10 protein-coding genes are annotated in these 12,097 nt (G+C 65.6%); 7 read left to right on the top strand and 3 right to left on the bottom strand.

Going from position 1 to position 12,097, the window contains the following annotated elements; genetic code table 11:
- Positions 1-183: 183 nt before the first annotated feature.
- The 3 genes from sucC (at position 184) to ABFX29_RS16015 (ending at position 3,754) form a co-directional block, all read left to right on the top strand.
- Positions 184-1,353 carry an ADP-forming succinate--CoA ligase subunit beta gene (gene sucC / locus ABFX29_RS16025; RefSeq protein WP_152229528.1) on the top strand — a complete coding sequence of 390 codons (1,170 nt, stop codon included), beginning with the start codon at positions 184-186 and terminating at the stop codon, positions 1,351-1,353.
- A gap of 31 nt (positions 1,354-1,384) precedes the next feature.
- Positions 1,385-2,287: a succinate--CoA ligase subunit alpha gene (gene sucD / locus ABFX29_RS16020; protein WP_152229529.1), complete on the top strand. Its 903-nt coding sequence runs from the start codon at positions 1,385-1,387 to the stop codon at positions 2,285-2,287.
- A 78-nt stretch (positions 2,288-2,365) separates the two neighbouring features.
- Positions 2,366-3,754 (top strand): sugar porter family MFS transporter, encoded by a 1,389-nt coding sequence (locus tag ABFX29_RS16015; protein WP_152229530.1) that lies wholly within the window; start codon positions 2,366-2,368, stop codon positions 3,752-3,754.
- A 58-nt stretch (positions 3,755-3,812) separates the two neighbouring features.
- Here the strand turns inward: ABFX29_RS16015 and ABFX29_RS16010 are convergent, their stop codons facing one another.
- Both ABFX29_RS16010 and ABFX29_RS16005 read right to left on the bottom strand, forming a co-directional pair.
- Entirely contained in the window at positions 3,813-5,375 is a 1,563-nt protein-coding gene (locus tag ABFX29_RS16010) for an alpha/beta hydrolase (protein WP_152229531.1), read from the bottom strand.
- Positions 5,376-5,530: 155 nt separating this feature from the next.
- Positions 5,531-6,106, bottom strand: a complete 576-nt coding sequence (locus ABFX29_RS16005) for a hypothetical protein (protein WP_152229532.1) — start codon at positions 6,104-6,106, stop codon at positions 5,531-5,533.
- Positions 6,107-6,469: 363 nt separating this feature from the next.
- Here ABFX29_RS16005 and ABFX29_RS16000 point away from each other — a divergent pair, with 363 nt between their 5' ends.
- From ABFX29_RS16000 to ABFX29_RS15990, 3 genes are all read left to right on the top strand, one after another.
- Positions 6,470-7,525, top strand: a complete 1,056-nt coding sequence (locus ABFX29_RS16000; protein WP_152229533.1) for a zinc-dependent alcohol dehydrogenase family protein — start codon at positions 6,470-6,472, stop codon at positions 7,523-7,525.
- 81 nt (positions 7,526-7,606) lie between these two features.
- On the top strand, positions 7,607-8,245 hold the full coding sequence (locus ABFX29_RS15995) for a TetR/AcrR family transcriptional regulator (protein WP_152229534.1): 639 nt from the start codon (positions 7,607-7,609) through the stop codon (positions 8,243-8,245).
- A complete protein-coding gene (locus ABFX29_RS15990; protein ID WP_152229535.1) occupies positions 8,242-9,879 on the top strand; it encodes an MDR family MFS transporter in 1,638 nt (545 codons plus the stop codon). Before ABFX29_RS15995 ends, ABFX29_RS15990 begins: the two co-directional genes overlap by 4 nt.
- Before the next feature lie 83 nt (positions 9,880-9,962).
- Here the strand turns inward: ABFX29_RS15990 and ABFX29_RS15985 are convergent, their stop codons facing one another.
- On the bottom strand, positions 9,963-11,093 hold the full coding sequence (locus ABFX29_RS15985; protein WP_152229536.1) for a VIT1/CCC1 transporter family protein: 1,131 nt from the start codon (positions 11,091-11,093) through the stop codon (positions 9,963-9,965).
- Positions 11,094-11,427: 334 nt separating this feature from the next.
- On the opposite strand from ABFX29_RS15985, the gene ABFX29_RS15980 reads away from it, so the two are divergent.
- Positions 11,428-12,097: AMP-binding protein (locus ABFX29_RS15980; RefSeq protein ID WP_346038506.1), on the top strand; the 670-nt coding region annotated here is incomplete at its 3' end.

Raw genomic sequence — 12,097 nt, 5'->3', positions numbered from 1 at the left:
GCGGACAGGCCGGTTCTTCTACAAACTGTCGAACTGTGCCCTTCGTCACTAAAGCGGTAGTCTGTGGTGGGCCCCCGGTGCTAAGGGACTAAAGTGCCATTGGGGCAGCCCGGCTCGACGCATCTGCTTCTTGATCAGCTGATCAATATGTAAACCTACTTCGACGTAGAAGGACACTAGCCCGTGGACCTGTTTGAATATCAGGCGCGCGATCTGTTTGAGGCGCACGGAGTACCCGTGCTTGCCGGAATCGTGGCGCACACTCCTGAAGAAGCCAAAGCCGCAGCCGAGAAGATTGGCGGCGTCGTCGTCGTCAAGGCCCAGGTAAAGGTTGGCGGCCGCGGCAAGGCCGGCGGCGTCAAGGTCGCCAAGACCGCTGACGAGGCTTTCGAGCACGCCAGCAACATCCTCGGGATGGACATCAAGGGCCACACGGTCAAGAAGGTCATGATCGCCCAGGGTGCGGACATCGCCGAGGAGTTCTACTTCTCCGTCCTGCTGGACCGGGCCAACCGCAACTACCTGGCCATGTGCTCGGTTGAAGGCGGCATGGAAATCGAGCAGCTCGCCGTCGAGCGCCCCGACGCCCTTGCCCGAGTTGCCGTCGATCCGGCAGTCGGCATCGACCAGGCCAAGGCCGAAGAAATCGTCGATGCAGCCGGCTTCGCTCCGGAACTGCGCGAAGGCGTCGTGAACGCCATCCTGAAGCTCTGGGACGTCTTCACCAAGGAAGACGCAACCCTCGTTGAGGTCAACCCGCTGGTCAAGACCGGCGCAGGCGACATCGTTGCCCTGGACGGCAAGGTCTCCCTGGACGAGAACGCTGACTTCCGCCAGCCCGGCCACGCCGAGCTGGAAGACAAGGATGCAGCTGACCCGCTGGAAGCCAAGGCCAAGGCGAACGACCTCAACTACGTCAAGCTCGACGGCGAAGTTGGCATCATCGGTAACGGTGCAGGCCTGGTTATGTCCACGCTCGACGTCGTTGCCTACGCAGGCGAAAAGCACGGCAACGTGAAGCCCGCCAACTTCCTGGACATCGGCGGCGGAGCTTCGGCATCCGTCATGGCCGCCGGCCTGGACGTCATCCTCAACGATGAGCAGGTCAAGTCCGTCTTCGTGAACGTCTTCGGTGGAATCACCGCCTGTGACGCCGTTGCCAACGGCATCGTCAAGGCCCTGGAGATCCTCGGTGACGAGGCCAACAAGCCGCTGGTCGTCCGCCTGGACGGCAACAACGTCGAGGAAGGCCGCCGCATCCTGGCCGAGGCCAACCACCCGCTGGTTACCCTCGCAACCACCATGGACAACGGCGCCGACAAGGCTGCCGAGCTCGCCAACGCAGCTCGCTGACCGAGCCGATCCCCAGAAAGAGAATTCACACATGTCTATCTTCTTGAACAAGGACTCCAAGGTCATCGTTCAGGGCATCACCGGCGGCGAAGGCACCAAGCACACCGCCCTGATGCTCAAGGCCGGGACCCAGGTTGTTGGCGGCGTCAACGCCCGCAAGGCCGGCACCACCGTGACCCACGGCGATGTTGAGCTCCCCGTTTTCGGCACCGTGGCCGAGGCCATGGAAAAGACCGAGGCTGACGTCTCGATCGTCTTCGTTCCGCCGGCATTCACCAAGGACGCCGTGATGGAAGCAATCGACGCCGGCATCGGCCTCGTTGTGGTCATCACCGAAGGTGTTCCCGTACAGGATTCCGCCGAGTTCTGGGCCCACGCCCAGTCCAAGGTCGACGCCGACGGCAACCAGGTCACCCGCATCATCGGCCCGAACTGCCCCGGCATCATCACCCCGGGCGAAGCCCTCGTTGGCATCACCCCGAACAACATCACGGGCAAGGGCCCGATCGGCCTCGTTTCGAAGTCCGGCACCCTGACCTACCAGATGATGTACGAACTGCGCGACCTCGGTTTCTCCACCGCCATCGGCATCGGCGGCGACCCGATCATCGGCACCACCCACATCGACGCCCTCGCAGCCTTCGAAGCTGATCCCGAGACCAAGGCGATCGTGATGATCGGCGAAATCGGCGGCGACGCCGAAGAGCGCGCAGCCGAGTTCATCAAGGCCAACGTCACCAAGCCCGTTGTTGGCTACGTGGCCGGCTTCACCGCTCCCGAAGGCAAGACCATGGGCCACGCAGGCGCCATCGTCTCCGGCTCCGCAGGAACCGCACAGGCCAAGAAGGAAGCACTTGAAGCAGCAGGCGTGAAGGTCGGCAAGACGCCGTCCGAGACCGCTGAACTGCTGCGCGAAGTTTTCGCTTCGCTCTAGTTCCACCAGCACATACCCCCGTGCCCGGTTTTCCGGTGCACGGGGGTTTTGTGCGTCCATCACCAGAGAGACATATTGATGAGTTCCAAGCGAGCCGCCCCCGGTACGCCGGTGCCGGCAGATCACCGGCGCGCCCTGCGCCGCGCCACCTGGATCGCGACCCTTGGCGGGTTCCTTTTCGGTTATGACACCGGAGTGATCAACGGGGCGCTGCCCTACATGCAGGATGACCTGGGCCTTACCCCCTTTACCGAGGGACTGATCACCTCCAGCCTGCTCTTCGGTGCGGCCTTCGGCGCCGTGGGAGCCGGGCAGCTGGCCGACCGGCTGGGCCGGCGCCGGCTGCTGCTGATCCTCGCCGTCGTGTTCATGCTCGGAGCCGCGGGCACTGCCGCAGCGCCCGGGGTAGGGCTGATGGTGCTGGCCCGCGTAGTCCTGGGCCTGGCAGTGGGCGGCGCATCCGCCGTCGTACCCATGTTCCTGGCCGAGCTTGCTCCCGCATCCCGCCGCGGCCAGCTGGTGACCCGTGACCAGTTGATGATCGTCACCGGGCAGCTCGCCGCCTTCGTCTGCAACGCAGTGATCGGCAACCTCTGGGGCGAGGAAGGCAACGTGTGGCGCTGGATGCTCCTGGTGGCCACCGTTCCGGCAGTAGCACTGTGGATCGGCATGCACTTTGTGCCCGAAAGCCCGCGCTGGCTGGGGTCGAAGGGCAGGTACGCGCAGATGCTTGAAGCGCTGCAGAAGATCCGCAGCGCCGAAGAAGCCCAGGCGGAGTACGAAGAGATCAAGGGGCTGGCAGGCACCACACGCACCGGGCGGCTGAAGGACTTCGCCGAGCCGTGGCTGCTGCGCGTCCTGCTGATCGGCATGGGTCTGTCCATCGTGCAGCAGATTACCGGCGTGAACGCGATCATCTACTACGGCACGCAGATCCTGGCTGACGCCGGATTCGGCACGGAAGCGGCGCTGACCGCCAACATAGCGAACGGCGTTGTCTCCGTTGCCGCCGCCCTGATCGGCATCTGGCTGCTGGGTAAGGTATCGCGCCGGCCCATGCTCATCACCGGCCTGCTGGGTACCACCACCACCCTTGCGCTCATCGGTGCTGCCTCGATCCTCATGCCCGAAGGCACCGCCCGCGGTTTCACCGTCCTGTCCCTGACTGTCCTGTTCCTGGCCTTCCAGCAGGGTGCGGTGTCGCCGGTGACGTGGCTGATGCTGGCGGAAATCTTCCCGCTGCGGGTCCGCGGCCTGGGAATCGGTCTGTCCGTGTTCGTGCAGTGGATGGCCAACTTCGCGGTCGGCTTCTCCTTCCCCATGCTGATGGCCGCCCTGGGTATTTCCAACACGTTCTTCATCTTCGTGGCCCTGGGCATCTGCGCCGTGCTGTTCGTCCGCCGGTTCATGCCGGAGACCCGGGGTCTGTCCCTGGAAGAGGTCGAACTGAAGCTGCGCAAGGCCTAGCCTGGGTGCGGTCCGTTCGCCGGACCGCACCCAGCGGCCCGGCGAACGGACGCCGCGGCTACGGCACTACCGGGTAGTTGCCAACCACCGGCAGCGAGACTGAGGCCGTGAAGGAGGCCAGGGCCGTGACCTTCGGGGAGGTGTAGACCGAGGAGCTGGGGGTCACCTGCAGTACCAGCCGGCTCTGCGGGGTTACCAGGTAGGAAATCTCCTCCAGCGGAACGGTAATGGTCCGTTCCGTGCCGTCCAGGATCAGTGGCACCGGTGTCACCTGGTTCCCGGCCACCAGCGAGCTCCGGGACTTGTCGATGATCTGGGCATAGACGTGCGTGTTCGGCGTCCGGGAGGTGCCTCTGTAGGTCAGCGTCAGCTGGGGCGCCCCGAAGACCTGCGTGGCCTCGGCCGGGGCCGCTACCGGGGCGTTGACGGACACCGGCGCCCAGGCTGCGGCGATGACTCCCCCGCTGACAGCCGCGGGGGATAGCAGCAGGGTGCCCTTGCCCGTCCCGATAAGGGAGCCCACGGGTGCAGGGTATCCCTCGGCCGCCCTGGTGGTTCCCAGCTGGTCGATGAACTCGAAGCCTGGTCCGGTTGGAACGTCATTGCCGTCCAGATGCTTGCTGAACCAGTCCAGCACGGCGCCGGTAATGCGGTCCGGTCCGGCCACCCCGGAGGAGCACAGTCCGTGGCCGCCGCAGAACTGCAGCATCTTGACCTCGGTGCCGGTGGATTTGATGAGGTTGTAGTTCCGGGTGGCTTCATCGAGGGTGAACAGGGTGTCCACCGTGCCCTGGATGATCAGTGTGGGTGCCGTGATGGAGGTGAACATGCTCTGCGGCGTCAGGGAATCGAAGTAGGCAACCGATTCCGGGCTGAGGGTGTTCGGATACGTCATGCCTTCCCGGCAGGCCTTCCGCACCGGAGCGGCAAGTGCTCCGCTGTTGCCGACCAGTTCCCCCAGCTGCCCGGTCAGCGTTCCCTCCAGGCAGAGCAGGGTCCCCCAGCCGGACTTGAACGACCCGGCCTTGTAGAGGCTGGTGGTCAGGTTGTTCCACGCGATGGTGGGGGCAATGGCGTCCACGCGCTGATCCAGCGAGGCGAGGACAAACTGGATCCCGCCGCCGTAGGAGGCCCCCGCCATGCCCAGCACCGGATCGCCGGGAGCATCCAGTTCCGCCTCCGGCTGCTGGGCAATGAAGTCGATGAGCACCTGCCCGTCGCGGCCTTCGAAGGCGGGGTTGTTAACATACGCTTCCCCGCCGCTGAGGCCGAAGCCGCGCGGATCCCACGTCACCACGTTGTAGCCGGCTTCCCGCAGCGGTGCGATCCCGATGGAGCCGATCAGGGTGCTGGTGGTCGTTGACGGAGTACGGCTTCCCGGCAGTCCGAAGCCCGGGCCCACCATGACGGTGGGTGCGGTTTCGCCCGCCTGCAGGCCCAGCGCGGGGAAAAAGTTGGTATGGATCGGCGTCCCGTCGAAGGATGGAACGACGACGTCGGTACGCGCCGCCGGCGGCGCAGCCGCCGCGCCGGGCCCGGTCAATGCCGAGGCCGGGGGCGCTGCCAGGACGGACGCTGCCAGGAGGGCGCCTGCGGCGAGCAGGGCTGGGGTTTTTCGCATGGAGGACCTTTTCTGTGACGTCTTTGTCAGGCCGGCTCTTTTCTACCGGCCAGTAGGTTAGCCAGAGACTAGGTGCCCTAAAGATCGGCGGACAAGGCACCGGCCTCCATCAGGCCGGAGAAGGTCCAAAGTTTTTTGCCGGGAAGCCGAAACGCTTAGGTGGCGGGGGTGCTTGTCCCTGCGGCCAGCGCAGGGTCCGCGGAGCAGCGAGAAGTGATCTTGAGTTTTTGCAGCTGGCCGCTGGCCGCGTACGTCACCACTCCGCCGTCGTGGGCTGCCGTAAAGGTGAACTCAGCTTCGGGCGGCGCATCCGGACCCGGAGTCAGCGCCGAGAGCATCTCGGCGCCCAGGGCAGTGAGGACGGACTGGGCCTGGTCTCGGGCCCGTTCCGGAGACTCGGGGAGAGGACCCGTGAGCTGAAGCGAAAGCAGGTGCCTTCTGGCACCCGCGCCGGGGCCGGACCCGGGCGTGACTGCCGTCCCCTGAAGGGAGCAGGCAACCGCATGCGGTTTGGGCAGCTCACCCGGAACCGGAGCGCTCCCGGCCGGCCCGGTCCATCCGGAGGAACCGAGGGCTGCCAGCAGCGCTCCAGCCACAGTCTGCTGCGCTTCGCCGATTTCGGCGGCGGTAAGTTCGGCGCCGCCGGCTGGGGGACCGGCGGCGCGGGCAGCGGGCGGCTGGGGGGCTGCCGAGCCTGCTGCCAGCACGATCCCGGCGGCTACGACGCACAAGGAGCGTGGATCTGGCCTTCTCATCTGCGGCATTGTGCCGGTGAGAAGAAAATCTGTCGAGAGTAGTGGATTCCTACGCTGCCCGAACGCAGCGGGGGATTCGGTTCCAGTTCCGGCGGCACAGAGTGCGCGGCATCCGCTCCCGCGGAGCCAGCCGGACCGGCAATCCCTTGCAGTGCCTCAGCATCTTCCACCTGTCCTTTGGCTTCTCGTGACTTCGTTCTTCAGCTTTCGTTTCTGCCCTCACGCTCACGCTAGACCGGAACCTGGAAAGGCGACATGGGGAGAACTACCCATGCACCCCGCTTTCCCTTGCGGCATTAGGCTGGTATGGAACCTCTGCCCGCAAACAGGAAGGCTGCCATGCGCGCCACGATCATCCACGGCCCCGGCGACATCCGCGTTGAGGAAAGGGATTACCCGACTCTCCTCCGCGGAACGGACGCGGTGGTGCGGGTCAGCGCGGCCTGTGTCTGCGGATCGGACCTTTGGCCGTACCGCGGGATCCGGGAAACCCCTGAACCCCGCGCCATTGGACACGAGTTCGTAGGCGTGGTGGAGAGCGTCGGCACGGAGGTCACGTCCCTCGCGCCCGGAGACTTCGTGATTGCGCCGTTTACCGGCAACTGCGGCACGTGCCCTCCGTGCCGTTCGGGCGTCACCGTCGCCTGCGAGGAACTGGTGGGCTGGGGCAGCAAGGACACCCACGGCGATTTCGTCCAGGGTGCCCAGGGCGAGGCCGTCCGGGTCCCCAATGCCGAGGCAACCCTGGTAAAGGTTCCCGGGGTCTCCGATCCGGACGATGCCCTTCTCGCGGACCTGCTGACCCTTTCCGATGTAATGGGTTCGGGGCACCACGCAGCGGTCAGCGCCGGAGTCTCGCCTGGAGCGAGCGTCGTGGTGGTGGGCGACGGCGCCGTCGGACTCTGTGCGGTGCTCGCGGCCTCGCGGCTGGGTGCGGGACGGATCATCGCCATGTCCCGGCACGAGGACAGGGCGGCACTCGCCCGTGAATTCGGAGCCACCGACGTCGTTGCCGAACGCGGCAAGGAGGGTGCGGCACGGGTACGCGAGCTGCTTGGGGGAGTGCCGGCGGATGCGGTGCTGGAGTGCGTCGGGACGGCGGAGTCGATGGACCAGGCCCTGCGGTCCACCCGTCCCGGCGGGCGGGTCGGATTCGTCGGTGTCCCCGCCGGCGGCGCGGAACTCCCCATCGGTGTCCTCTTCGCCAAGAACATTACCGTGGGCGGCGGCATGGCCCCCGTGCGCACCTACCTGCCAGAGCTCCTCGAAGACGTTCTCGCCGGGAAGATCCACCCGGGCAGGGTCTTTGATTCGGTGCTTCCGCTGGAGGACGCGCCCAAGGCCTATGCCGCCATGGACCAGCGCCAGGCCGTAAAGGTGATGCTCAAGCCCTAAGGGCCTGCCGAGCCCTGTGATTCCTTGCACAACTGCAATTTTGCAGTTGTGAAATCTTGGTGCGGATGACAAAGTAGTTCGGTGAGTCAACTACCTTCCCTCCGCGATCGCAAGCGCGCCGAGACCTGGGCGGCGCTGCACGATGCCGCAGCCCGCCGCGCCCTCAACGAGGGGCTGGAAGGCGTCAACGTCGAAGTGGTCGCCGAGGAAGCCGGCGTTTCCGCCAGGACCTTCTTTAACTACTTCCCGTGCAAGGAAGACGCCGTCCTGGGGCTGAAGGAACCGTGCGTGGAGCCCGAGATGCTGGCGGCGTTCAACGTGGAAGGCGATCTCCTGACGGAAGTCAGCCGCCTGATGCTCGCCGTCGTACGCACCATCCAGGGCGGTGACGACTCAGCCGAACTCCGCGGACGCATCTACGAGGCCTACCCCAACCTGCGCCTGAGGCGCTACCAGTACATCCTCAAGGTTGAGCAGTTGGTCCTTGAGACGGTTCGCAGCCAGCTTGCCGAGTCCCGGCGCTGGCGCGAGCTGCCGGCGGGTTCGGCCTGGCAGGGGTACGACGTCGACGACGTCGCCTTCACGATCGTCCTCACCGCAAGCACCCGCATGCGACACGTCATGCAGAAAACCTGGTCCAATCCGACCGCCACCGCCCAGTTCCAGGCCCTCGATCAGGGCCTGGAACTTCTTCGAGATGTCTTCAAGGAACTTCTATGACGAAATCAGCTGCCGCTGCAGCGCCCGCAAGCCACGGGAAAAAACCCAGCCTCGTGCTTGTCTTCACCGCCCTGGTCCTGGCCATGCTCCTTTCGGCGCTGAACCAGACCATTCTTGGCACCGCCCTGCCCACGATCGTGGGCGAGCTCAACGGCGCCAACCTTATGCTCTGGGTCATCACGGCCTTCATCCTGGCCTCCACGGTGATGATGCCCATCTACGGCAAACTGGGCGACCTGATCGGACGCAAGTACCTGCTGGTGGCTGCGATCATCATCTTCCTGGCCGGTTCAGTGGTCGGTGCCCTGTCACCGGACATGACCTGGCTGATTGTTGCCCGGGTTATCCAGGGCATTGGTGCCGGCGGCCTGATGATCCTCTCCCAGGCCATCATTGCCGACGTCGTGCCGGCACGTGAGCGCGGCAAGTACATGGGCTGGATGGGCGGCGTGTTTGCCTTCTCCTCGGTGGTTGGACCACTGATCGGCGGCTGGCTTACCGAAGGACCGGGCTGGCGCTGGACGTTCTGGTTCAACATTCCCGTGGGCGTCCTGGCGCTGCTCGGCGCACTGTTCTTCCTGAAGCCGCGGGCAGTCACCTCCCGGCCCAAGATCGACCTGTGGGGCATGGTCTTCATTGCCCTGGCCACCACCGGCCTGGTGCTGGTGAGCAGCTGGGGAGGCAGCACCTACGCGTGGGGCGACCCGGTGATCCTGGGCCTCATTGGCGCCACGATCCTCTCCGCCGTCGTCTTTGTGATGGTCGAACGCCGGACGGCTGAGCCGATCATTCCGATGGAACTCTTCCACGACCGCAACTTCAACCTTGCCACTGCCTCCGGCCTGCTCACTTCCGTGGCCATGTTCGGTGCGATCGGGTACCTGCCCACGTACCTGCAGATGGCCACCGGTGCCAGCGCCACCGAAGCCGGCATGCTGATGATCCCCATGATGGGAGCCCTGCTGTTCAGCTCGGTGCTCTCCGGTTCCCTGGTCTCCAAGACCGGACGCTACAAGTGGATGCCCATCGCCGGTTCGGCGATCATGATCCTGGCGCTGCTGCTGATGGGTTCCATCACGGCCGATTCCCCGGTCTGGCAGCTGTGCGTCTACATCGGCATCCTGGGCCTCGGGCTGGGCCTGAACATGCAGATCCTGGTGCTGGTGGTCCAGAATTCCTTCCCGATGCGCCAGGTAGGAACGGCCACGGCGGCCAACAACTACTTCCGCCAGATCGGTGCAACGCTGGGCTCCGCCGTCGTCGGCAGCCTCTTCGCGCACCGGCTCTCGGACCTGCTGGGCGAGCGGCTTCCGGCCAGCGCGGCTTCGGCGACCGGCGGCGGCAATTCACTGACCCCCAAGCTTGTCCATGAGCTGCCCGAGGCGATCCAGGACATCATCATCCGGTCCTACAACGAGGCCCTGATTCCGCTGTTCCTCTTTATGGTTCCGATGGCAGTGGTGGCGACGATCCTGTGCCTGTTCATCAAGGAAAAGCCGCTGGCGACCCGTCTCGAGCCTGAGGTCATGCCCGAAGCGATCGGCGAAGGCAACGTACTGATCAGCACCGATGACGAGGGCAACGGTCCCAGCACCACGGAGCTGCGGCAGGTCAGCGCGTCCACTCCGCGCTAAGCAGACGCGGCATCCAGATAACAGAAACTGCCCGTATGAGCGCTCATACGGGCAGTTTCTGTTATCTGGATAGGGGGAAGGGCCTAGAGCGGGCCGGTCCCGAAGAGCAGCCCGAGGACGTACGTCACGGCAGCAGCGCCCAGGCCGATCGCCAGCTGGCGCAGTCCGCGCTTGAGCGGGGACGCTCCGGAAAGCAGGCCCACGATGGATCCCGTCAGCAGCAGCGCAATCCCCACCAGTGCGCAGGAAAGCACGACGGCGGCGAGCCCGCCCATGCCGAACAGGTACGGGAGCACGGGGATGATGGCGCCGGAGGAGAAGAAGCAGAAGCTCGAGAGCGCTGCTCCGATCCCGGTACCCACGGTTTCGTGGTCCTCGTCCCCGGCTTCCTTCATCTTCTCCGGCTGGAGGGACAGTGACGGGTCACAGTCGCAGGTGTACAGTCCCATGCGTTCCGCTGCCCGGTGCTCGGCCGCCTCCCGGGACATGCCGCGCGCCCGGTACACGAGGACGAGCTCATTGGCGTCAATGTCCAGGGACTTTGCCGCAGACAGGGTCACCTGGGTGGGTCTGGAGGCTTCCAGCAGCTCCCGCTGGGAACGGACCGAGACGTACTCGCCGGCACCCATCGACAGCGCCCCGGCGAGCAAGCCGGCAATGCCGCTGAAGAGCACAAACGTGCTCGAAACGCCGGTAGCACCAATAGCCATGACCAGGGCCAGGTTGGAAACAAGGCCGTCGTTGGCGCCAAACACGGCGGCGCGGAAGTTGCCGGAAAGGCGGGTGCGGCCGCGGGTTGCGAGGCCGCGCACCACTTCTTCATGGATCTGCTCATCGGCAGCCATGGCGCTGGTGGCGTTTGGGTCATCGCTGTAAGGAGAGCGGCCTTCGGCGCGCTGCGCAAGGGCCAGCACGAACACCGACCCGAACCGGCGGGCCAGCAGCCCGAGCATGCGGTTCCGCAGGGACGGGCGCATGGGCTTGTCTGCTTCGGGGCCAAGCAGCTGGCGCCAATGCTCCTCATGCCGGCCTTCTGCCTCGGCGAGTGCCAGCAGGATGTCCCGCTCTTCTCCCTCGCGGCGTTCGGCCAGGTAGCGGTAGGTGGCTGCTTCGGCCTGCTCATCGGCAAGGTACTGCCTCCAGCGACGGCGGTCGGCCGGGCTGGGGGTGGGGTGCTCAGGGGGCGGCTGCCCTTGAGTTGGTGGGTTTTTCACACACGCTCCTGGTCATGGCCGGAGCGAACTGGGAGGGCTCCGGCCAGCTTCTACGTACTGGCCGAAGGTCTCGCTCGCCCCGGTGCCATGCACCGCGGGTGGACTGCCGGGCTGCTTACGCAGCCAGTATGTCGACAGGCCTCGGTCTTGAGCCCAATTTCTGTGCGGCCGGAGCCGAAACTAGAATTGGGGGTGTACCGGAGCTACTCCCCTTCAGCTTTTCAGTGTAGCTCAGACCAGCCGCGATTCCGCTTAGGAGGGTGACCGAAATGCAGGTGGCCCCCGTTCCGTCCGGGTGCATGGCGCCCGTCCAGCAAGGGATAGAGTTCAAACCGTGAGTAGAGCTTCCAAGGGATTCCCTGACTTTCACCGGCCGTGGACACGCCACTACGCCGAAGGCGTGCCGCAGAACCTCAAGCTGCCCAAGGGCTCGCTGGTGGACATGGTGGAGGAATCCGTCAGCCGGTACGGTTCCAAGCCCGCGCTGCAGTTCTTCGGTGCCACCACCAGCTACCGGGAAATGGGGGAGCAGATCCGGCGTGCCGCAGCGGGCCTGAAGCGCCTCGGCGTCGGGCCCGGAGACCGTGTGGCACTGGTCCTGCCCAACGCGCCGCAGCACGTGGTTGCCTTCTACGCCGTCCTGCGGCTGGGCGCAGTGGTAGTGGAGCACAATCCGCTCTACACCGACCGCGAACTGCGCCACCAGTTCGAGGACCACGGAGCAACCGTGGCCATCGTCTGGGACAAGGCCGCGGATCGGATCCAGTCCCTGCCCGCAGACATCCCGGTCCGGACCATCGTGTCCGTTGACCTGATCAGCGCCATGCCGCGCACCACCCGGCTGGCCTTGAAGCTTCCCCTTCCCGCGGCCCGCCGCAGCAGGGCCGCCTTGGCTCCGGAAAAGAAGCCGCGCAGTGCCGGCCGAAGGGTCCTTGAGTGGAAGGAACTGCTGGACAACCGGCCGTTGCCGCGCCGCTATCCGCACCCCAAGGAAACCGACCTCG

Origin of the sequence: Arthrobacter gandavensis (genome assembly GCF_039528575.1) — a bacterium.
Lineage (GTDB): Bacteria > Actinomycetota > Actinomycetes > Actinomycetales > Micrococcaceae > Arthrobacter_B > Arthrobacter_B citreus_B.
This window is presented reverse-complemented; position numbering and strand designations above follow the sequence as displayed.